General features: G+C 40.7%; 15 protein-coding genes. 5 read left to right on the top strand and 10 right to left on the bottom strand.

What is annotated here, in order from left to right; genetic code table 11:
* Positions 1 to 31 precede the first annotated feature (31 nt).
* The 6 genes from HFD85_RS12515 to HFD85_RS12490 all read right to left on the bottom strand — a co-directional run bounded on the left by HFD85_RS12515 (position 32) and on the right by HFD85_RS12490 (position 9,031).
* A complete protein-coding gene (locus HFD85_RS12515) occupies positions 32 to 1,327 on the bottom strand; it encodes an alpha/beta hydrolase family protein (protein WP_167610096.1) in 1,296 nt (431 codons plus the stop codon).
* Positions 1,328 to 1,423: 96 nt separating this feature from the next.
* A complete protein-coding gene (locus HFD85_RS12510) occupies positions 1,424 to 3,817 on the bottom strand; it encodes a TonB-dependent receptor (RefSeq protein ID WP_167610093.1) in 2,394 nt (797 codons plus the stop codon).
* Between the two features lie 202 nt (positions 3,818 to 4,019).
* The gene (locus tag HFD85_RS12505; protein WP_167610090.1) at positions 4,020 to 4,787 is read right to left on the bottom strand and encodes a LytR/AlgR family response regulator transcription factor; all 768 of its coding nucleotides are present in this window, start codon (positions 4,785 to 4,787) and stop codon (positions 4,020 to 4,022) included.
* A gap of 156 nt (positions 4,788 to 4,943) precedes the next feature.
* Entirely contained in the window at positions 4,944 to 5,975 is a 1,032-nt protein-coding gene (locus tag HFD85_RS12500) for a sensor histidine kinase (RefSeq protein WP_167610087.1), read from the bottom strand.
* Positions 5,976 to 6,087: 112 nt separating this feature from the next.
* Positions 6,088 to 6,729, bottom strand: a complete 642-nt coding sequence (locus HFD85_RS12495) for a hypothetical protein (RefSeq protein WP_167610084.1) — start codon at positions 6,727 to 6,729, stop codon at positions 6,088 to 6,090.
* Positions 6,730 to 6,883: 154 nt separating this feature from the next.
* On the bottom strand, positions 6,884 to 9,031 hold the full coding sequence (locus HFD85_RS12490; RefSeq protein ID WP_167610081.1) for a TonB-dependent receptor: 2,148 nt from the start codon (positions 9,029 to 9,031) through the stop codon (positions 6,884 to 6,886).
* Between the two features lie 247 nt (positions 9,032 to 9,278).
* On the opposite strand from HFD85_RS12490, the gene HFD85_RS12485 reads away from it, so the two are divergent.
* The 3 genes from HFD85_RS12485 to HFD85_RS12475 all read left to right on the top strand — a co-directional run bounded on the left by HFD85_RS12485 (position 9,279) and on the right by HFD85_RS12475 (position 14,644).
* On the top strand, positions 9,279 to 11,375 hold the full coding sequence (locus tag HFD85_RS12485; RefSeq protein WP_167610078.1) for a helix-turn-helix domain-containing protein: 2,097 nt from the start codon (positions 9,279 to 9,281) through the stop codon (positions 11,373 to 11,375).
* Between the two features lie 228 nt (positions 11,376 to 11,603).
* Positions 11,604 to 13,676 carry a helix-turn-helix domain-containing protein gene (locus HFD85_RS12480; protein ID WP_167610074.1) on the top strand — a complete coding sequence of 691 codons (2,073 nt, stop codon included), beginning with the start codon at positions 11,604 to 11,606 and terminating at the stop codon, positions 13,674 to 13,676.
* A gap of 179 nt (positions 13,677 to 13,855) precedes the next feature.
* Positions 13,856 to 14,644, top strand: coding sequence for an energy transducer TonB (locus HFD85_RS12475; protein ID WP_167610071.1), 789 nt, complete (start codon positions 13,856 to 13,858; stop codon positions 14,642 to 14,644).
* 390 nt (positions 14,645 to 15,034) lie between these two features.
* Here the strand turns inward: HFD85_RS12475 and HFD85_RS12470 are convergent, their stop codons facing one another.
* The 4 genes from HFD85_RS12470 to HFD85_RS12455 form a co-directional block, all read right to left on the bottom strand.
* Positions 15,035 to 15,979, bottom strand: a complete 945-nt coding sequence (locus HFD85_RS12470; protein ID WP_167610068.1) for a DUF4382 domain-containing protein — start codon at positions 15,977 to 15,979, stop codon at positions 15,035 to 15,037.
* A gap of 115 nt (positions 15,980 to 16,094) precedes the next feature.
* On the bottom strand, positions 16,095 to 17,009 hold the full coding sequence (locus HFD85_RS12465; protein WP_167610065.1) for a Cbp1 family collagen-binding glycoprotein adhesin: 915 nt from the start codon (positions 17,007 to 17,009) through the stop codon (positions 16,095 to 16,097).
* A 175-nt stretch (positions 17,010 to 17,184) separates the two neighbouring features.
* Positions 17,185 to 18,531, bottom strand: a complete 1,347-nt coding sequence (locus tag HFD85_RS12460; protein ID WP_167610062.1) for a sigma-54-dependent transcriptional regulator — start codon at positions 18,529 to 18,531, stop codon at positions 17,185 to 17,187.
* A 69-nt stretch (positions 18,532 to 18,600) separates the two neighbouring features.
* Positions 18,601 to 21,006 carry a hybrid sensor histidine kinase/response regulator gene (locus HFD85_RS12455; protein ID WP_167610059.1) on the bottom strand — a complete coding sequence of 802 codons (2,406 nt, stop codon included), beginning with the start codon at positions 21,004 to 21,006 and terminating at the stop codon, positions 18,601 to 18,603.
* Positions 21,007 to 21,280: 274 nt separating this feature from the next.
* Between HFD85_RS12455 and gpmI the strand changes: the two genes are divergently transcribed.
* Together gpmI and HFD85_RS12445 are read left to right on the top strand one after the other, a co-directional pair.
* Positions 21,281 to 22,816 carry a 2,3-bisphosphoglycerate-independent phosphoglycerate mutase gene (gene gpmI / locus HFD85_RS12450; RefSeq protein WP_167610056.1) on the top strand — a complete coding sequence of 512 codons (1,536 nt, stop codon included), beginning with the start codon at positions 21,281 to 21,283 and terminating at the stop codon, positions 22,814 to 22,816.
* A 114-nt stretch (positions 22,817 to 22,930) separates the two neighbouring features.
* Positions 22,931 to 23,506, top strand: a complete 576-nt coding sequence (locus HFD85_RS12445) for a DUF3109 family protein (RefSeq protein WP_167610053.1) — start codon at positions 22,931 to 22,933, stop codon at positions 23,504 to 23,506.
* Positions 23,507 to 23,690: the final 184 nt, after the last annotated feature.

The raw sequence follows: 23,690 nt of genomic DNA, 5'->3' as shown, positions 1-23,690 counted from the left end.
GGTTAGGCTCGATTTATTGATGGCAGAATATTTATTCAGTTGCTGAAAAATGCATTTTCATAAATTTCAGAAAAATGTCGTAATCCTCCGGCACGGTTCCATGGCCTCCTTCGTGCATGTAATAGCCCAGATCGTGGAGGATCGGGACATTGGCAGCCGGCATGGTTTTAGTTTCCAGACCTTTTTTGCCCAGCAGTTCATAAACGGGCTCTGCTGCTACCGCAGACAAAAATTCGCCCTTCGGATCAGACCAGTTGTCCGTTGTTCCGGTCTGCAGTAAAAGTGGCCGGGGAGCCATTAATGCTATCAGCATGTGTGCATCCACCGGCGATAGCCCGGGGTCGTCGCCATAAAGTGCCCGGTTACCACAGAATTGGTAAAAATACCTTGTGGAGTCGGTCATGTGTTTGATGGTTTCACCATATTCCCGTCTCGAAAGCGCGGCTCCTCCTTCGCCTGAACAACTTGCGATTACCATCCCAAAACGCTGATCGTGTGCACCCGCCCACAAAACGGTTTTTCCCAATCGAGATATACCAAAAAGGGCCACTTTTTTTGAGTCGATGTCACTGTCTGTTTCCAGGTAATCCATGGCGCAGCTAAGTCCCCAGGCCCAGGCAGCTATTGCTCCCCATTCATCCGGGGCGGGATAACTTTGGTCTTTCTTAAAGTAATATCCCCTGATGCCGTATGAAATTCCTTTGGCAAAATCAGGCTCGATATCACCGTAGTAGATGGTGGCAAATCCAAAACCTGCAGCTATGAATTTTTGGGCATCCATTCTTCCAAAACTCATTCCATCGGGGATCGGCACTCGTTTTCCGTCACGTCCCCACATCATACCTTTTCGAACGCCCGGATCATCAACGGTCACTGCATTTGGAACAAAACTGATATTCAATAACAATGGCACCGGACCTTTTGAGTTGGCGGGAAGATAAATTAGCAGATCGGCCTTATGGTCCGTCGTATCTTTGGTGAAACAAAGAGTCACTTGTTTGCGGATGGCCTGATTGTTAAATGCCGCTGTTCCGGAATCAAATACTTTAAAACTGACTTCTTTTCGGTTGGGTGCCTTCCCAAATTGGTGCTCTTCAAATAAACGAATAATTTCAGGTCGCCTTGTGGAATACCATGTATCGGTGTCTCTTACTTTTTTACCATTAGCCAAAGCCAGCGGATCGGGCAAGATATATGGCTTAACAAGTGCTTCGTTGTAATTGACCGGAATACCGGCCACTTTTTCAACAGCATCCTGACCCGTACTTTTCAGGGAGCTTAATATGAATACAAGTAATAAGAATCTGATAAGAAGCTTTGGATTCATCTTTGAAAGTTTAGTTTGATCACCAGGTTAAGTCTGCTTATTGTTTTAGCAGCCTGTAATTTACAAAATTTAGAGAGAGGTGTTTGACCATTCGGTCTAAAAATCATTAGAATTACGGTCTTTTTCGTTCACGGTAAATTCCGCTTCACCCAGGCAAATTGTTCCGTTTTCAGAAATTCCTTCAATATAAATTTTATAGTCGGAAATATTGTCGCAGGTAAAAAAGGATATGCTGGCTTTGCCATGATTCAGGCTGACAGAAGGATTCCAGTATAAAGTGGTGCGTTTGTCCGGAATTTCGGAATGAATATTTTCGCTGGTGTATTTTGGAGAATAGAACTCCCGGTAACTGGAAAAACCCTGAATCCGTCTGGCCAAAGTACCCTTAAGAGTATTTGGCGAAGGAGCATATTCGCCACCTCTTTTCAGAATAATGTTAACGGCACCATGCGCTCCTTGCATTCCAAAAATGGCAGCTTGCGCACGCTTTAAAATTTCCACTCTTTCTATCATTTCCATTGGGATGGATGTTACAGGATTAAACATTGAATCGATTCCTGTTATTTCAATCCCGTCAATCAGGTATATACCTCCAAATCCTCCGGGGACGCGTCCTTTCAGATATTCAATAATATCGGGGTAGGCATAAGCATTATCCACCATTTCGATGGTGTAGGTTGGTTCACTGTATATTTGTATTCTTCCTTTATTTTCTTCTTTCGGTTTATCTGCGATCACATTAATTTCACCAATAAGATGCGCGTAGCGGTCGGGGAAGAATTCTTTTAATTCCAGGTCGTTTTCATATTTTCTTTGAAGCAAAGAAACCGGCATATCTGATAAATTCCTCATCATGGTGATTTCGGCGGGCGTTATCCCAGGAGATGCGAATTGAAAATTGTTTAAGGTTACGGTTGTGTTTGTCTTGTTCTTACGATTGGTTCCTTGCACGATTACAGTGGCCGAATCGTAAAACTGCACATTTTTAAAGGTGTAGCGTCCCAGGGAATCGGAGGGAGTAAATTGCATAAATTTATTTTCGCTGGAAGACACACTCAGCATTACATTTCCATCGTTTAGCCTTTTTGACTGGTAATAATTCTTCAGTGTACCGCTTAAAGTGAGCCCCAACCTTGTTTCAAAATCAGGCGTTTTTTCTTTTTCCGCTAACGAATTCCAAATGTAGTTGCTCCAGCCATGGGTAAGCATTAACAGGTTCAGTTTTTGTGCCGATGAGACCGTTGGTTCATCAATAAAATACCCGGCCGGATTTGCAATGTATCCCCTTAATTCAGAATCGAGCAGGAGGTACGATTTTATGTTTTGTGTAACTCCGGTTGTAGGAAATGAACTCTCATCGATGACTGTAACGGAAAGATTCACTTGTTCTTGTAAAGAAATTTTCTTGTTGCCAATTACCTCAATTTCTACTTCTTCACGAGGAACGAAATGTGAATTATTCAGGCTGATGTCGAGTGCCGCGCAGTCTGAATTGTCAATAAAAACAAGTCGTTCAGAAAGTGGCACCAAATTTTGATCGAGTACAATAATCCGGTTTATTCCAGTTTTTAGAAGTTCATTTTTTATGGAAACCGTTTTTTCTGTTTCGCACGAGCCAACATCGGTGTAGGAAGTCAAAATACCGCGGTGCATCGCTGCAACGGAATAAGTTCCATTTTCCTCCCGATTATTTGAGTTGATAACCAGTTCAACGCCATTTTTATTTTGACGTGTAACCATCAGTTTAACTCCGCTGTTCATAATCTCGGGGAAATTGTATTCTACATTTGGATATCCGTCAATTTCAAGTGTGTACGTTTCTTTCTGTTCGGGCACGAAATGGATAATGCCCATTCCGTCATACAATGAAGCAAATTTCAGCAGCTCTTCTCCGGCGCGATTCATTAACTTTCCACGAATATCGATTCTTCTGCCGGCACCGTCAGTTGCTGTAAACGCCATCTGGTTGTAAGTATCGGCTAAAAGAAAGCCTCCCTCAGGAAATAAATCGATACTTACTTTGGTGATTCTATTTTGATGCTGCTCGTACAGCACTTTGTTTTTTACCCGGGCAATGCTGATCGGTTTTGAGAAGTTCATATCGTCGCCATAAGCGCCCAGTAAATCGGTGTAAGCCCTGATCAGAAAGTTTCCTTCCTTTAGATTTGGATCGTTGAGTGATAACTGACCCGGACAAAATCCCTGGTGAATGGGAAACAGCTCCTGATGAACAATGTTGGCACTGCTGTCGGCTAACTCTACATATAAATTACAATCAGTTTTTACAGGTTGATGCGTTTGCGGATGAAGCAGATAAGCCGCAAACCAGATTGTATCTCCGTAGAAATAAAATTCATGGTCGGTGTGAAGGTAAAGTTTCTGAAAAGGGGGAACAGATTCTGATTCGTGTTTAAGTGTGTTTTCGTTTTGGGCAAAAAGATTTAGTGACAGTGTGATCAGTAGAATTGGGAGTAGGTTTATTAGTTTCATTTTATTTTGTTTAGTCGCTTGACTATCAGCAAAAATAGCGCCAATTTTTAGTTTGTCCAACTGTTGTGTAGCTACATTTATTAAACTCAAAGTTTTTAAAACGGAGAAACATTTGCTCGTTATGTAACGAAGCCGGACAGCACCTGATGAGACGGAAATGAAAACAATTCTTACTTAAAAGAATTAGAAAGGTGATAGTTCATTAGATTTCTCCTTCCAGCCAGTTTTTAAAGTCTTTCACCTTCTCGCGGGCTACCAGAAAATCGTCGTCGTTGGGGTGTTTCACTTTTAACTTCAGGCGCGAATTGCTGTAAGCCACTACATCGGTAATCGATTTTAGCGCAACCAGGTATTTTCGGTTGATCCTGAAAAACTGTGACGGGTCTATCATTCCTTCCACGAGTTCGAGACTTTGGTCGAGCAGGAAATCTTTGCCGTCGCTGAGTTTGGCGTATGTTCCTTTTTCGAAGCTGTAGAAATACAGAATATCGGTGGTTTCGATTACACGAAGATGCGTGCCGACTTTTACCAGGAAGCGTTCTTTGTATTCCTGTTTTTTTATCGAATCGATGATTTCTGCGAGTATCGCCGACGAAATAGACGTAGCCGCCGGCTTTGCAAGCTCTTCAAATTTGATCAGCGCTTTTTCCAGTTCAGGGCGTTCGATAGGTTTCAGAAGGTAATCGATACTGTTGACTTTAAATGCCCGGATGGCGTATTCGTTATAAGCCGTAGTGAAGATCACCGGCGTTTTGAAATCGATTTGTTCGAAGATGTCGAAACTCAATCCATCGCCAAGCTGGATATCAAAAAAAGCCAGTTCGGGAGCTTCGTTGTTGCTCATCCAATCAACAACTGCTTTTACGGTGTCGCAAACCGCCAGTATTTCTGCATCCGGCCTCAGTGCCGAAAGGTGTGCAGCCAGTTGTGCTGCCGCCAGTGGTTCATCTTCTACAATCAGTACTTTCATAATTTAGCCTCGAGCCTCGAGCTGTGAGCTACGAGCTTTTTGTTCTTTCAATGATAATCAGCATCACATCAGTCCTTCAATCCTTCAGTCCCTCAAACCTTCAAACCTTCAGTCCCTCAAACCTTCAAACCTTCAGTCCCTCAAACCTTCAATCCTTCACCCTTCCATCCGTATCAGCGGCAAACTCACCCTAAAATAGTGGGCATTTTTGGTAATGATCATTTCTTTTCCGGTAAGGTATTCGTAACGCCCGGCCAGGTTTTTGAGTCCGGTCTGGCTGGGTTGCTCCAGCACTTTTTTCGGCTGAAGGTTATTTTCAACTACCAGCTCATAATCGTCGGAAATGGCAATCACAATTTTTAAGGGATTCGCCATCGACATTTCGTTGTGTTTTATGGCATTTTCAACCAGCGATTGCAGTGAAAGCGGAATTACTTTCCCGTCGATTTTTTCGTTGGCAATAATGTCAACCTGCAGGGCTTCACCAAACCTGATCTGTTGCAGGTAGATGTATTTTTTTACAAAATCGATTTCTTCTTTCAGCGAAACAATATCCAGGTTTTTAAAATGCAGCAGGTCGCGGTAAAAAGTGGAGAGTTCGCCGGTAAAGGTTTTGGCCTTTTCAACATCCAGATCGATGAGGCTGCGGAGGACATTCAAACTATTAAAAAGAAAATGCGGATTGATCTGATCCTGCAGCACTTTGTACTGGAGTGCCAACGCTTCGCTTTTCACCTTTTCTTTTTGACTTACCTCTTCGCGCCAGGCCTTGAAAAACGAAATGGCATATATAATAGCGGCAATGATTATAAAAATGATGTACTCCGAAATAATTGTTCCCTTGTTCCATGTCCAGAAATTTTCCCAGTTCTGATCGAGAATAATCATAAACCAGAACCAGTTAACTACAAAAATTACAAGGCTGGAGTAGGCGAGGTGCAAAACAAGCGCAGTTAAAATGCTTTTTAGTGGTTTTCGGATCCAGTCGATAAAACGGGAAGCCACTTTATCAAAAAGCAAGCCGTTCATAAACAAGGGAAAACCGAGCGAAATGGAATAACCGGCGTTCCATAAATACGCTTCGAGCGATTTATTCAGGCTGCCGCCCATCAGGAAACTCGTAACAATTCCAATTAATATTGAAACAACAATAATGGTGGAAATTCGTATGGCAATTTTAGTTTTCAAGGAGACAGATTTTGCAGGTGACAAATTAGTAAATTTTGCAGGAATAGTAACTTGTAAAGCAATCGATGATGCATTCTATCGAAAAATGCATCATCGATCGCTCTTACCATGTTTAATTATTTTCGGTTTCGCTGCACTGGCTCAGGAGTTCTTTGTTGTGATAAGCTCCCCAGCCTGGTTGCAACGGATCGGTTTGTTTCTGAGTTTCAAACATCATAGCTGCTTTCTCCAGATCGGGTTTTGCTTTTTCGGCACCTCCGCCAAAAAACTTCGGTGTATGAAACGTATTGCTTCCGCGCAGGTAGTACACTCTTGGATTTTCGGGATTTAGCTTCTCTGCAATAGCAATGGCTTCGGCTGCTTTTTGCGAGTATTTGGCTCCTTTGCTCATGTCGGTAATTCTGATTTGGTACAACAGGGCCTGCAGTGCAAAAATCTCCGATTCACCGTCATGGTTTTTCATGATTTTGTCAACCAGTTGTTGCGCTTTATCGAGTTGAACGTGTTTGGCATCGGCCTCCATGTTATCAAAAAAAGTAGAGCGAATAAAGCAGTAAGCAGCGTAGTAATCGGGCAACCATTTGTCGGTTTCGGCATTGGCAATGCGTTCGAACTGGTTGGCCAGCGCCTGCAGTTCAACCGAAGAATTCAGCGTGTACAATTTATCGATGTTTGCTTTCATGGCTTCTTCGTATTTCGAAGAAAAGGCAGTAGTAGCAATGGCAACAAATAGGATGGTAATAATTGTTTTCATCTTGTTTAAATTTTATTTGTTTTTGTGAACGATTTTCTGATTCAAATTTCAGCGATAATAGTGGCTCCTGAAATTGTTCCTTACCGAACTGTTGTTTTTGTGGGATGAATTGTCGACGTGCGGAATGCTGAACTTGTTTCAGTATGACAATCCCTTAAAAATTCAGAAACAGCCCCACAAAGACCATGCGTTTCAGGTCGCGTTTTACGGGGATTAAGTTGTAGTTTCCCTGTGCGTCGGCTAAATCTGAAGGCCGGTAACTCAAAATGTTGTCGTTACCCAGTACATTGTTTACCGAGCAGTAGAATACTGAATACTGATTTCCGAGGTAAAATACATGACTGAAATTCAGACTGAGGTCGGAGTACATTTTTGTTTTCTCTCCGTTGAATACCGTCGAATTCGGATCGTTGTACGGACGGCCACTCGCAGCGGTAAATGACATCCCGATCTGTGTATTTATTTTATTCACCCAATATTTTCCAACTACCGAAAAGGTGTGAGCGGAAACAAATTCCGGTGTGGCTTTTTCAGGGTAATACTTGTATTTCCGCTTGGTGTCGATGTAGGAATAGGTTACCCAGTAGTCGAAACCTTTAATTGTTTTTTGGTCGCGCCAGAAAATGTCGAGGCCACCGGCGTAACCATCGCCGGTATTCTGAAGGTTGGACGGCAATCCGTTTTCACCGGCAGAATAAGTGACCAGGTCGCTGTAGGTTTTATAATAGGCTTCGGCACGGAAAAGTCGCTCGGAAACGTCTCCAAACTGATAGCTCAAAATGTAGTGTGTGGCTTTCTCAAAATCCAGATTGGTGGTTAGTTTCAGGTAATCGGGCTGAGGTGTTTGGTGGTACATACCCCACGCTCCCGAAAGCTGCGCATCTTCACCGGTTTTTAAGGCCACTGCAAAACGCGGTGCCACATTCCATCTATTAATTACCGAAGAGTATTCGCTTCGCAATCCCGGACGAATGGCCAGGTTTTTAGAGAATTTAATTTCGGGCTCAACAAAAACTCCCAGCAAATGATCCTTGAATTTGCCGGTGTAAGTTTCTCCTTCAGCCTGAATATAATCCTGGTTATACAAGTGTGAAGTTTCATTGGCTCCCCAGGTAAGTTTTATGCCTTCCGACATATCGTGAACCAGTGCAAAACGGGTTTCAACCCTCCACTCGCGTGTATTCACATCGTCGGCTGCAAGCCCGGTCTTTTGATCCTGAAAAGTTGATGAAACACCCAAGCGGTAACAGCTTTTATCGGAAATGCAGTCGCGGTACGAAAGGTTGGAATAAACGGTTGCTACCCGATTTGAGATTTTCATCGGATTGCCATCACTCCCCGCCGGGACATTATAAGCCAGGTTGCCGTAATCGGTGGTTACATAAGCCTTAAACAAGCCCGAAGAACGTGGTTTGTACCGAAAAACAGCGGTTCCGTTCACCGACTCCACCGGTTTTCCCCAGTCGATATTGCTGTTAAAGATTTTATTGTAACCTGAAAAGTTAATGTAGCCACCCGAAAGCATCAGCGAACTTTTGTCCCAGCTGCTAGTATGGTTAGCTTCGCCGCCAACGCTCATCAGAGAAATTCCTGTATTGTCGTTTTCAGCTTTACCGGTTGAATTAAGCACTAAAACCGATGAAAGCGCCTGACCGTATTCGGCCGAATAACCGCCGGTATTAAACTGAACTCCGGTAAACAGAGAGGGTGAGAAGCGTCCACGGGTAGCTACATCAGGTGTTTTTGAGTAGTAAGGTTTTGCAGCCACCAGGCCGTCGATGTAGGTTGCTGTTTCGTATACATCGCCTCCGCGCACGAGCAAACGGCCGTCGTCGGCAGAAGCCTGTGTTCCGGGCATGGTTCGGATGGCAGCCATCACGTCGCCGTTGGCACTTGGTGTGGTGTAAATATCCAGCGGTTTCATTACCGAGGCCCGGCCTTCATCGTCGGCAGTAAAACTTCCCGCAGTAATAGTAACGGCATCCAGTGTGTTTACGCTTTCCTGTAATTCGATTTTTAATTTGATATCGCTGGTTAAATCGATTTCCTGTTCCCAGGATTTATAGCCAATAAAAGTGGCCATCAGAACCTGTTTCGCGTTTTCTGATGTACGAAAAGTAAACCAGCCCTCGTCATCAGAACTGGCGCCGTCGTAAGTATCTTTTATAAAAATATTTACGCCGGGAATAGGTTTGCCTTGTTTGGTAGTAACCAATCCTGAAACAGTGGTTTGTGCAAGTACAAAAATTGCCGGGAAGAGCAGCAGAATTGTTGTAATTGTTCTTTTGAAAGCTTGTTTCATGACTCGAAGTATTAAATCGTTTATTGTTTTCACGATTCAAATCTCCGCCGAAAATCAAGCTTTTGAAAAAGAGGTTTACCGAAGTGTGGAATTTTTGGGATGAACTGTAAGTTGAGTTATTAGCATAAAAAAAGCTGCCCATTCAACAATAGGCGGCCCGTGCTAAAAAACCTTAAATCCTCGAACTGGCAATTGGATAAATACCTAATAATCCGTAAATTATATATAAATCAAAGACCTCTTGTAAATGCCATTATCAACCGACCAATTCCTTCAAAAGTTGACTGAGATTGTGGAAGCCAATTTGGGCAACGAGCAATTTGGGGTATCTGAATTAGCAAGGGAAATGGGTATGAATCGCACCGTTTTATATCGAAAAGTAAAACTGTTCACCAATAAAACAATCAGTAAATTTATTAGCGAAATAAGGCTAAAACGCGCATTGGAATTGCTTCGTAACGATTCGGGCAATGTATCTGAAGTGGCCTACGAAGTAGGATTTGGTAGCCCAACCTATTTTATTAAATGTTTCAACAAACAGTATGGATTTCCTCCCGGTGAAGTATTAAAAGGTATGCACCAGCACACAACTGATTATGCAGATTTTCAAAAACCACCATCTAAAAAATACACCGCTTATTCAAAATACATCTATGCATTTATCGGCATTATACTTGCCATCGGTGGCTACTATTTAATAAATCAATTTATATTGGAAAAAACGACGGTTGAAAAATCAATTGTTGTTTTGCCCTTTGATGACTTTAGTGAAGAAGTTGGAAACACATCTATTATTGAAACATTTCGAGATGAATTAATTGGGAAACTTGACGGTATTAATGACTTGACGATAATATCAAGAACGACAGCTGACACTTATAGAAATACCAATAAATCAATAGGAGAAATAGCAAAAGAATTACATGCTAACTATTTTTTGGAAGGCAGTGTAACGAAGATTAATGATGAGGTTAAAATCCAGCTTCAACTTATATCGGCAAAGGACGAACATCTTTGGTCGGAACCTTATGTGAGAGAGATAACAAATGAGAATACATTCGAAGTTCAATCAGAAGTAGTTTCACAGGTAGTTAACTCTCTTAAAGCTGTAATTTCGTCCAGCGAGAAAATAGAGATTGCACGCAAACCAACAGAAAATTTGGGTGCTTATAACTTTTACCTGCAAGGATTAGACTATTTACGTTTATATGAAAAGGACAGAAAGAGAATTCATTACAGAAATGCAAAAAATGTTTTTGAAAAGGCGCTAGAAATTGATTCAACTTTTGCCGATGCTTATTTGCAAATGGCTCATATATACATTAATAACCTCGCCTGGACTTATTCTTACAATCAGTGGGAAAAATATTTCGACTATCTCGATTCTGGGTTTGTCATGATTGAAAAAGCGAAGAAATTCGAAACCAGTGATATGAGCAAAGCCTTACGTCTTGAAGCTGATTATTATCAACGAGTAGGAATGGATGACAAAGCCTTGGCAACATTTGAAAAATCGTGGAAAAGCAAGAACTTTGAGTATTATCTTGCAAAATCTGACTTTCAGTATTTTAATCTCGAATACCACGAATCCATAAAATACTTTCTTCTCTACTATGAATGCAGACCAAACACTTTATTATTAAACGCCACTTCATTATCAAACTTCATTGAAAATTTATGTCATTCAGGATTTCCAGAGACAGCAATAAAATTTGCGAAAGAAATGCTAAAAATCACCAACGATTCTTTGCATTATAAAAATACATTGTCCTTCATTTATTATTTGACCGGAAATTACCAAGCAGCTAAAAAAGTAATGTTGGAATTATACAACTGCGATACAACTAATTTATATAGAATATCTCAAATGATTGATGTTAATGTTTATCTTAATGATATAGAAGATGCTTTATTCTATTTCAATAAGTTACATGGTGCTGATATAGAGATCTCTCAAAATTTTCGTTTTGATATTGTTCATGGATACCTGTATCAAATAACCGGTCATGAAAAAAAGGCAAAAGAAATGTTTAATAATGAAATTGAAATGCTAAAGGAACAAATTAGACTGAATACCTATTTTGCGCAGGAACTGTTTGCACATGCTAGATTAGCAGCTGTTTATTCTGTAATGGGTGAAAAAGAACTCGCTTTAAAAAACTTACAAATCTCTGCACAAAGAAAGTCTATTCCTTTATTTTTTATTAACCAAACCAGTCCTTGGTTTGATAATATCCGAAATGAACCGGAGTTCCAGGATTGTATAAAAGAATTTGAAAAGAAATACAATAAAGAACACGGTAAAATAGAAAAACTTTTAGTCCGGGAAGGAATTATTCAGTAGTAAAATCTACATAAAAATACCCGCATTCGATCTGTTGCACTTCATCAACTCCGCTGCCGAAACCAATCTGAAATTATTGGAAACTTTTCATGCTTTGCAGTCGAATATATTATCTGAAAGCAAGCGGTTTGATAAATCCTTAATAATCCGTAACTTATATATAAACCAAAAGAACTACACAAGGTGTCTTTATCAAACGACCAATTCCTTCAAAAGTTAACTGAAATTGTGGAAGCCAATTTAGGCAACGAGCAATTTGGGGTATCTGAATTGGCAAGAGAGATGGGCATGAATCGTACCGTTTTATATCGAAAAGTAAAACTGTACACCAATAAAACAATCAGTAAATTTATTAGCGAAATAAGGCTAAAACGCGCATTGGAATTGCTTCGTAACGATTCGGGCAATGTATCTGAAGTGGCCTATGAAGTGGGATTTGGTAGCCCAACCTATTTTATTAAATGTTTCAACAAACAGTATGGATTCCCTCCCGGTGAAGTATTAAAAGGTATGCACCCTGTTACTGTTAATAAAGAGGAAAAAGAAATTAACAAACATAACCTCACCCTTTTTAAAAAATACATTTTCATTATAGCACTTATCATAGTTGTTGGAGTTATTCTTTCTTACATCCGTTTTTTTCGGCCAGAAGAAAATAAAATTACTATTGTAATCCCTGTTTTCAACGATGAAAATCCTGTAGTTACTGATAACTCATTAAAAATCTTCAGAGAAGAATTTCATAGCAAGTTGCAAAACATTGAAGCATTAAATGTTATTTCCTCTTCGGTCACTGAAATGCCACAATACATGAATATGAGTAATCTGGAACTAGCTAAGTCTTTTAATGCAGATTATATTCTAAACGCTAAAAGAATTTCGGTAAACAATATTGGTAAAATATATTTGCATCTGTCTGATTCAAAAGGAATTGAAATATGGAACGATGCTTATCCGGACAAAAGCGAGGACGGAAATATATTTGATTTTTGTGCTGAAATTGCATTGGATGTTACTTCTAAACTGCAAGTTTCATTGAAAACAGAAGAAAGGAACAAATTATTAGAGACGCCTTCCGAAAATTTAATTGCACTTAATTATTATAATGCGGGAATTAATGAACTTGAAAATGTACATAAAGGCATTGGAAGCGTATTAAGAGCAAAAAGATTTTTTGAGAATGCTTTGAAAAATGATTCCAATATGGCCGAAGCTTATGTGCAAATGAGCCACATCTATATCGAACATTTAAAAGACATGTATGGTTGGGCTGGTAAGTTGGAATTGCCCGATGCAGAGAATTTGAATATGGCCAGATGCTATTTAGATTCTGGACGAATGATGGCCGATAAAGCTATACAATTTGACGACAGAAATAGCAGGGGATACAGATTATTAGCAGATTATTTTCGTGAAACGGGTGATCCAGAATTAGCAAAAAAGTATATGGCATTAGCTGATAGATATGCCGTTCACGATATTGATTTTTTTCTTTCGAATGCTTCCAGGTACAGTGATTCTGGTCATCATTACGAGGCGATTGAATGTGGCATCAAATATCTACAGCAAATCCCGATGAATTTGTCACCAGATCCCAATACCCTTAATATTTTATGGCTAAACCTTGGATTAATGGGATTTGATGAAACAAGTTTGAAATATGAGAAAATGTATTGTGAACAAAGACCTGATTCCTTTCCTCATTTTGCACGAATGGCCTTTTTAGAAATGTGGAATGGTAATTTTGAAATTGCTGATGATTATCTTCAAAAAAACCTCGAAATTAATCCAACTAGTTTGTTTTGTTTTGAGCAATTAATGTTCACTTCAAATTGCATGGGTATTTATGAGCAGGAATTTGAATATATGCTTCGTGCTAAAGAGTTAATGATAAATAGAGATGATTCGATCACACCAAATCTTTATTTTGGTTCAGCTTATATTAATGCCGGACTGTTCGATGAAGCCCTATTTCACCTGAATCCATTTATTGAAAAGTTTGAATATGAGATTGAACATAATCGACCCGTGTTATCATGGGATTACCTTTCAAATACATTACTCTCATACATTTATGCCGGATTGGGAGAAAAAGAAAAAACTTTTTATTATTTAAATGCCCTAAAAACTGCTGAATCAAATTACGGCTGGTTGAAGTTCTGTTTAACTTATTACCCGGAGTACGACAAATACAGGAATACTTCAGAATTTCAAAATATTTACCAATACATTGAAAAACAATACTCGAAAGAATATAAAAAAATAGAAAAACTTTTAATCCGGGAAGGAATAATTCAGTAGTAATCTTTCTATGTTTTTCCTACATACACCTTTTGCATCATAATATTTACTTTTTGTATCATAGGTTTCAAGCCTGTACAAAACTTTTAGCTTTTAGTAACATGGGTTCTTAGTCTCATGATGCTCAATACGAGAACTTTACACTAGTCTTTTATTATTTAACTTTTAAATTAAATGTCATGAAAAAGAGTGTAATTTTCTTCATTTGTTTTGTTGTTCCGTTCTTCTTATTCGGGCAGAACAAAACGGAGGATCCGATTGCCAACGTCGGAGAAGTACAAGTTTCCCCTCCTCAATTTACAGGTATTAATAATGTAAATAATCTTCTAAACGAGAGTTCCGATGTATTGATTAAAGCCTACCTCGCTGAAAAAATTACTTTTCCTGAAAGAGCGGCGGTTTGCAAACAAGAAGGTACAGAAGTCATAAAATTTTTAATTACACCGGAAGGTGAGGTAAGCGATATTACTATAGTTAATAGTGTATGCCCGGAACTGGATAAAGAAATTGTCAGGGTTTTACAAACTACCAATGGGATGTGGAAACCTGGTTTGCGGAACAATAACGCGGCTACTATGCCACAAGAAATATCAATGGTGTATTCGAGTGTTGATGAAGCAAACGGAGCAGTGATGGAAAGGTTTTATGAAAAGGCGAAATATTTCCTGGATAAAGGCAACCAAAAACTGTATGTAAAAGAAAAACCCAGTAGTGCGCTTAAATTCTACAACAATGGAATTAAATATCTTCCCAACGATGAAAGCCTTTTAATGGCCAGAGGTTTGTGTTTGTATGCTTTGGGTGACCTGGATGCAGCCAGAAGGGATTGGAGCAGGATTGAACAACTGGGAGGAGTTAATGTCAATGAATTGGTAGCTGATTTGTCAGGGCAAAAAAGCTACGAAGAAATGATGTGGATTTTAAATAACTCGTCAGAAAGCTTATCACAAAATATTCAGGCTAAATAATCAACCCGAAAATTTTCAGCAGTAAAAAACTAACGCCATATTAATCTCTAAGCTTTTACATTCTTTTTCGGGATCGGCGAATTGCTATTTCATTGTCTCCGAAAAGCAGTTCGTCCCTCCCAAAAGGGATTTCTTCAAATAATAATCTGCAATGTTTTCCGGCTTAAACATCCTTACCATCATTTTACGAGCTTATTCCTTTTCATTCCGATTCCGAGCACTCGGGATCAGGGTGAGTATTAAAATTTAGAATCGTAATTTATTGTTGAATTTCTGGAGACTTTCATAAAAAAAGCTGCCCATTCAACAATGGGCAGCCCGTACTAAAAAACCTCAAAGCCTCGACCAAACTGATTGATAAGTCTGATCTACGCATCCCTCATACAATCTTTATGGCTCAGGGGTCAACATAAAATCAACCTGGGTTGATTCTCCTGCTGTAACACTAACATTAAAAACGGTATCTGTCGTAAAACTATCTAACTCAGTTGTCATGTAGTAGTTTCCTGCCAGTATCCCGATGATCTGGTATTTACCATCCGGGTTTGTAAAGGCAGAAGTTATTAAGCTGTCAGTCATCTCTTCAGTTTCCATCCACACTTTTACCGAAGCATTTTCAAGTGCGGTATTGGCAGTATCAAGGACGGTGCCTTCGATACGTCCAGCCATATCGAGGAGGACGCACCGAATCACCGGCTTGAAGTTGAACCCAATAATATTTCCTTTTTTCCAGTTGCCTTTGGCAACGAATGATTTACTTACATCGAAGTCGAGCAACACGTCGGCATTTTGTCCTTCGCTGATTTCAATGGCCGGCTCAATTTTAATTTTCAGGCCGCTGCTCGATCCGCTTGGTACTTTCAGGTCGAATTTCGTGTCGTCATTCATATAAACCGACGATTTGCTAACATGCATTCTGATCTGGTCGTACGAACCGGCTTCAAGCTCCACCGAAGCTAAAAGCTCGGTAACACCATTCGAAAGTGTAAGCAAGTCAACCTCCATTGGCTCATCTGTTAGCGTAATAAATTCGGCACCTGTAGTGTCGCTTTCCTGTTTTCTTATTTCTACCTTGTCGATAGTTACAACAGTTTTAGAAACCAGGTTAATAGGAAAAGGAGCATCGGTAAGATAGATGTTCACTTTTCCCTTGCCTTCCGTGTAATTCACCGTGTCATCCTTACTACACGAAAGCATTAACGCGGTTCCTAAAACAAGTATCATCAATACAAATCCAATTCTTTTCATGTCTTTTCTGTTTTTAAATTTTGGTGAAAAAGTGTTGATAGCCGCCGGGGTCTGAAGTGGCGGCATCTCAACTGATTTAATGGTCATTCTTTATCACTTAATTTCAATAATCCCGTACTTAAATATTTTCAAAGAAGGTGTTGAAAGCCGCCGGGTTTGATGGCGGCATCTCAACTGATAAAAAACAAAGGGTTATTTGTTATTACTTAATTTCAATTACTGCGTATTTTGATATTTTCCAGAATTCATCCGGGTTCTCAATTTCCAGGTAGGCAATCATGCCATTCTCTTCAATAAAATTGTAAGAACTGTCGGGATGTTCTGATATAATTTTAACCTGTTTGGTAAACAGCGGAATGGTTTTGGTATCGCGGATGTCGAGCTGAGTGAAATAACTTTGGTCCATGTTGTTTTTCAACGATACATGTTTTCCCAGTCCCAGAAAGCCGCCATCTTTTTTTACTACACCGTTGTCAGCCAGTTCCTTGTAGGTTCCGAATGCTACAAAGCCTTTATTTAATTCATCGGTTTTTTCCTGAATGACGCGCTCTTTTACGACCAGCGTGTCGGCTTGTTGCGCCATCAGCGTCGACATGGTATCAACCACGCTATGCAATTCTGCTATCTGCAGATCTTTTTCTTCGAGTTGCTCCTGCAGAGCTAAAATTTCAGAATTTTGTTCCTCAATGCTTTGATTCAGGCTAGCCAGTTTCTTTTTGAACGAGCTGAGTTCGATACCCGCACGTTTCAGACGCTGCTCAAGCTGATCGATGTGCTCGCTGCTTTTTTCAAGCATTTCATTCATCAGCGCAATGTCATCGATAATGGCTTGTTTCTGATCGCGTCCGCCCTCTTTCTGGGTTTCGAGAGAAAGCATCTTGCGCTTCTCTTTTATAAATTTCAGGTTATCTTCAATGTCGTTGAATGCGCCCACAAGTTCGTTCACCATGGAGTCGCGTGCAGCAAGTTCTTCATCAACATTCAGCTTCTCGGTTTGAAGCGAATTGATTTCACTTGTTTTTTTCTGATAGATAGAAACACCGGCAAAAGCAACAATAACAACAATAATCAAAGCGAGCAGTCCGGTCGCTATCTGTGATTTTCTGTTCTTTTTCATGACTCTGTTCCTCCTAGTTATTAATTTGAATAATATGCCCTATTATAGCCAAGCTGTGTGCCACATATTTTTGGCACCGCTAAGCATCAATAGTACAGTCAATTAAGAAATCAGGCTAAAAACAGAATTCTATCAATATGATAGCGAATTATCAAAATGATAATTTGAAGGAGGGCTAATCTTCTTCTTTAAGCATGCGGTAAATGGTGGCAACGCCAATATCGAGTTTCTCGGCAACTACCTTTGGTTTGTTGTCATATTTGTCGAGCAGGCGTTTTACCAGGCGAAGGTTGTATTCGCGAAGAGTCATGTTTTCAGTAAACAAACTTTCCATGTCGGTGGGGTCATCCAGAATTAAATTTCCGGCATCAATTTCACGATCGTCCGCTAAGGTAACGGCCAGTTCGATTACCGATTTCAATTCACGAACATTTCCCGGGAATGGGTAAGCCAGCAGTTTTTTCGAAGCCTCGGCAGTAAGTGTTTTGGGTTCAAGCTTATTTTCTTTGCAGAAGTTGGTAATGAAGCTTTTGGCCAGCAAAATAATGTCGTTTCCGCGTTCGCGCAAAGGCGGTAAATCAATTGGCAAGCCATAAAAACGGTAGTAAAGGTCTTGTCTGAAATTTCCCTTTTTAACCTCGTCGAGCAGATTTTTGTTGGTAGCGATAATAATGCGGCAGTCAATTTTAACCGGTTTATTGCTGCCAATTCTTATAATTTCTTTTTCCTGCAATGCCCGAAGCAATTTGGCCTGAAGTGAAATATCCATTTCTGCAATCTCATCGAGAAATAATGTACCTGAATTGGCTTCTTCAAATTTTCCGATCCTGCGCGCCGCAGCTCCTGTAAATGCTCCTTTTTCGTGCCCGAAAAGTTCACTTTCGATCAGATCGGTTGGGATGGCGGCCATATTCACGGCAACAAAAGGCTGTTTGGCGCGTGTTGAATTGTAATGGATTGCTTTTGCCACCAGTTCTTTCCCTGTTCCGGTTTCGCCGGTAACCGAAACAGTAACATTGGTACGGGTAGCTTTTTCAATCAGGTCGTAAATTTTTTGGGTGGCCGGGCTGCTCCCGACAATCGTATTCTGGTAACTGTATTTCTTTTTAACTTCTTTACGCAGCGTTTTAATTTCGTCCTTAAGCTGGGCTTCTTTCCGAATATTATTTACAGTATTAAGGAGTCGTTCGCGTATGTCTTTCGATTTTACAATGTAATCGTAGGCGCCGTGTTTCAGCAAATCAACAACCACTTCAATATCTTCCTGCTCAGAGATCAGTATCACCTGAACATCTTCATTTATTTCCTTGATCTGTTTTAGCACTTCCAGACCTTTCATGTCGGGCAAACGGTAATCGAGGGTAACTACATCGGGTTGCTGATGCAGTTGGTCGAGGCAGCTTTTACCGGTAGCAAACGACTGTATCTCGTAATCGGGATTCAACGACAGGTTGTGAACAAGCAAACGGTTGTACCATTCATCGTCCTCTACCACAAATATTTTAAAAGCATTCGATTCCATTAATCGTGTTCCCTCAGTCTTATTGCGCAAAAGTATCTATAATGTCTTTCACGGAAAAGTAAAAAGCCACTAAACCGAAAACTTGGTGAGCAGGGCAGTCAATTCTTTGTTCAACGTCTCGATTTCATGCTTCAATTCTGCTATCATATTTTCTAAAAGATCAACATCCGGATTATTTTCGGCCATGTTCTGCAGGCCTTTCACCTTGTGGTACAGGGGCAATACATTCATATATTTTACCGGTGCGGCCAGTTTGTGAGCAAGGTCGGCAATGGCCTGAAAGTTTTTCCCGGCCAGATTCTCCTGCATGGCCTGCAAACTGTTTTCGCTCGACGAAATAAATAAAGTGATCATTTCCTGCAGGAATTTTGAGTCGCCATTTCCCATTCGTTCAAGTTCGCTAAGATCGGGCTTTATGCCTTCAGTTTTTTTAAGCTCAATCTTCTCTATGTCGGATTCTTGTCCTAAAACCTTTTGAATACTGTGGTACAAGGCGGCTTCAGTAAATGGTTTTTCCATGGCAAAATCAAATCCATGTTCAGTGCTGTTCAAGGTTTCGTTGCCGGTGTTTGCCGACAGCGCCATAATTTTAGCTGCATTTCCCGATGCCTTTATTTTTTGAGCCGCTTCAGTACCATTCATCACAGGCATACGAATATCCATCAGAATCAAACTGTACACATTTCGCTCTGAAAGTTCAACTGCTTGCTTCCCATTTTCCGCCTCATCAAAATCAATTTTCCATTTATAGAAAATATTTTTTAGAAGGTGCCGGTTAAATTCGTCGTCGTCAACAAGCAGCACTTTTTTATTTTTCAAACCTGAAGGAGCCGGGTAGCTTTCAATGTTTTTCTGAAGTTTCTTTCGGTCACCGATTTTAAACGGGAGGTTTACATTGATCACCGTGCCCAAACCAAGCTGGCTTTTCAAAGTGATTTCTCCGTTTAAAAGCTCAACCAGTTTTTTTACGATATACAGACCCAGACCGGTGCCGCCGCTTTTTTTATTGATGTCGGTGTCCAGCTGAACGAAATCGTTAAAAATAAGCTGTTGGCTTTCTTCGGCAATACCAATACCTGTATCCGAAATTTCAAACGACAGTAAAATGTTTTCCGCCTGGCTTTGCGCATCTGCTTTAAGTTTGACCAGCCCGGCATCGGTGAATTTTATGGCATTGGTCAGCAGATTGCTCAGGATTTGTTTCAGGCGGCCTTCATCGCCGAAAAGTACCAGCGACTCATCAAAGTTCTTTTCAAGTTCAAATCGAATGTTTTTGGCTGCGGTACTTTTGCGGTTGTACAACTCCAGTTTATCGAGTAGGTCGTTCAGCGAAAAATCGATGGGGTTTAATTGAAGTCGTTGATTTTCGATGCGGGTGAAATCGAAAGTATCATTCACCAACTCAGTTAAATGTTGTGTCGATTCAAAGATAATCTGCAGGTCTTTCTCAATTTTGGCATCGTGTTTTTGTTGCAGCAATTGTTCCGACAAGCCGTGTATGGCATTTACCGGCGTACGCATTTCGTGGCTTACAGTAGCTACAAAAAGTTCTTTTGTACGCGCGAGGTTTTCAGCCTGCGTTTTGGCTTCCCTAAGTGCTTTTTGATAAGCCCGGGATTTTCGAAGATCGCGAAAAAACAGGAAGAGTACCAGTATCATTAATAAAATAAGTGATAGTGCAAACTGCACAAGCCGCTTGTAAGTTTGTGTGGCAAGGCTATCGGCTTCCTGCGATTTTTGAAGCAGGCTTTCCTGCTCTTTTAACTCAAGCCGGGCAATAACTGCCGACAGTGCCTCATTCACCTGCAGGTTTTTTTGCAGGTAAGCGGCTTCCGTTGTCGACATTTCCTGGTTGCGCTGTCTGATCTCTTCCTCCAGGTCCTGCATCTCCTGTCGCAGGATTTGTTTTTCAACGGTTCGGTCAACAATTACCGGTTTTGGCGGTTCGGGTTGCTTGCCAAACAAACGTTTTAAAAATCCACGCTTTTCGGCTTCCTCAAAATGAATGGTATCCTGCACTACCATAATAGTATCCAGCGTTTCGAAATACTGGTTAAATGATTCGTGCTCGGTTTTTTTCGAGAGATGCAGGTTGAGTATGTTTTTCCAGATCACCATTTTTTGTTGCGAAAGAGTGATCATGGAATCCAGGAGTGGCTGACTTAAACTATCTGTTATCGTTGTGTTTTTGATGTCGGTGAGTTTGCTTTCCAGCGAATTATTTATTTCGTAATAATCATTCAGATAACTTTTCTTTTCACTGAGGGCATACAACTTTACCACATTTTCCATTTCGTTGAGGTCGGAATTGGCATCCTTCACCAATAAAAGTTTGTTGTCGGGGTGCGATTCTGCGAGCATCGAATTAACGATCTCTGACAAGCTTTTATAAACCAGGTTTCCTGACAAAGCCATCAGTGCCAGCATAACGATGGTCAGCAGAATAATGGGTATCTCAATTTTAACTTTCCTCATATAGTTTTTTACATGCGAAGAATAAAACGATTATCCTAAGCAGAAGTTGCAACAAGTAATGAAACATCTGTGCGGATTTAACGCAAAATCCTAACCAACATTGTTTTTGCAAAGTTAGCCTTTTGCAACTCAATTCTTAAATTTAGCGATATCGGGCAATTAATCCCAAAAGATTGTTAAATCCATCTGAACAACTTGAGTATTATTTCCTTAATGAATTAAAAAAGGATACTTTTGTCCGTTCAAATTTTGATATTAAGAAAAATAGAATAAAATGGCTGATAATCAGAAAACTTTACTGATGATTCTCGACGGATGGGGAATCGGCGATGGATCGAAAAACGACATCGTTTCAACGGCTCCAACACCTTTTATGGATTCGTTAATGGAAAAATATCCGCACTCGCAATTGCTGGCAAGTGGCGAAAATGTTGGTTTGCCCGATGGGCAGATGGGTAACTCGGAAGTGGGTCACCTGAACATTGGTGCCGGCCGTATTTTGTACCAGGATATGGTGAAGATCACCAAAGCCATTCGCGATAAGTCGTTGTGGGAAAATCCGCAAATTGTGAAAGCCTACAATTACGCAAAAGAAAACAATAAGAAAGTACACCTGATCGGTTTGATCGGCCCTGGCGGAGTTCATGCGCTGAGCTCGCACATGGTTGCTTTGTGTCAGATTGCCACCGATATGGGACTGGAAGATGTGTTTATCCACGGTTTGACCGATGGTCGTGATACCGACCCGCGTTCGGGATACGGTTTTGTTGAAACCGACCTGAAAGCTTTGGAAGGCACTGTTGGTAAATTCGCTTCGTTGATTGGTCGTTACTTCGGAATGGACCGCGATAAAAACTACGATCGTTTGAAACTGGCTTACGATCTTTACACTCAGGGTAAAGGTGAAGCGTCGACCGATATTCTTGCCAGCATGCAGAAATCGTACGACAATGGTGTTACCGACGAGTTCATGAAGCCGATTGTGATGGTTGATGAAAACGGTGAACCACTGGCTAAAATTGAAGAAGACGATGTTGTGATCTGCTTCAACTTCCGTACCGACCGTTTGCGTCAAACTACCATTGCTTTCACTCAGGAAGACCTGCCGGAATACGGTATGCACACCATGAATTTGCAGTGGTACACGATGACCAACTACAAAGCCGATTTTAAAGGTATCAACGTAATTTTCGATAAAGAAAACGTTCAAAATACCATGGGCGAGATCGTTTCGAAAGCCGGTTTGAAGCAGATCAGAATTGCTGAAACTGAAAAATATGCCCACGTAACTTTCTTCTTCAGTGGTGGCCGCGAGGCAGAATTCGAAGGTGAAAGCCGTATTCTTGTTCAATCGCCAAAAGTTCCTACTTACGATCTTCAACCCGAAATGTCGGCACCAGAAGTTCGTGATGCCATTGTTCCAAAACTGGAAAACGGTGAAGCAGACTTTGTTTGTCTGAACTTTGCAAACGGCGATATGGTAGGACACACCGGCGTTTACGAGGCGGTTTACAAAGCAGTTGTTGCTGTTGACGCCTGTGCTAAAGATGTGGTTACAGCTGCTCAGAAAGGTGGTTACGATATCATGATCATTGCCGACCACGGTAATGCCGATAACGCAGTGAATCCGGATGGATCGGAAAATACTGCACACTCGCTGAATCCGGTGCCTTGTATTTTTGTTTCAGAAAAAGAAGGTATTGAACTGGAGAATGGAGTGCTGGCTGATGTCGCTCCAACTTTATTAGCCGTTATGGGACTTGAAGTTCCGGCTGACATGACCGGGAAAAACCTGATCAAGAAAAAATAGATTTTTGATAGTGCACTGTCATTCCCACGAATGTTGGAATCTTCTGTAATGTGGAAGGTTCCTGCTGACGCAGGAATGACAGTTCTTTTTGTTCTAATTTGAATTTTTGAGAAGATGATCGAGATTGGCCGCACCATATTAAGCGACGATGTATTTGAAAAGCACTTTGTGTGCGATATATTAAAATGTAAAGGCGCCTGTTGTATTGAAGGTGACTCGGGTGCTCCGCTTACCGATGACGAGGCCATGATGATCGAGCTGGAATATTCCAATTTTGAAAATTATCTTCCTGAGAAACATATACGTGAAGTTGAAAAGCAAGGCTTCTCAGTTATTGATAGCGACGGCGACCTGGTAACGCCGCTGGTTGACAACCGACAATGCGCCTTTAGTTTTTACGACGAACGTGGCATTTTAAAATGTGCCATCGAAAAAGCCTACTTCGAAGGTAAGTCCAAATTCAGGAAACCAATTTCCTGTCATCTTTTCCCCATTCGAATCACCGAATACAAACGTTTTGATGCCGTTAATTACCAGGAACTGGAAATCTGCAAACCCGGTCGCGAGTGTGGCACATCGCAAAAAATTCCGCTATATAAATTTCTAAAGGAACCGCTAATCAAAAAATATGGCGCCGATTGGTATGCTCAGGTTGAACTGGCTGCCGAACATTTGGATCGTCAGAAATAGACCGATTCCTACTTCTTTTTTAGTTGCTCAGCTTATTTTATCCCTCCTTTTTCATTTGTCCTAATCAGGGCATTTGTCCCCATTGTCAAAAAAGTGTCCCAAAATGAGCCGTACTTAAACTTTGGCACGAAATCTAAGTGTCAATAAATCAGTTGTTTGTGATTTTTGGCATGTGAGTTGCTTT

The organism is Maribellus sediminis, from assembly GCF_011799805.1.
Classification (GTDB): Bacteria; Bacteroidota; Bacteroidia; order Bacteroidales; family Prolixibacteraceae; genus Draconibacterium; species Draconibacterium sediminis_A.
Note: the sequence above shows the minus strand (reverse complement) of the source record. Positions and strands in the feature narration are given on the sequence as shown.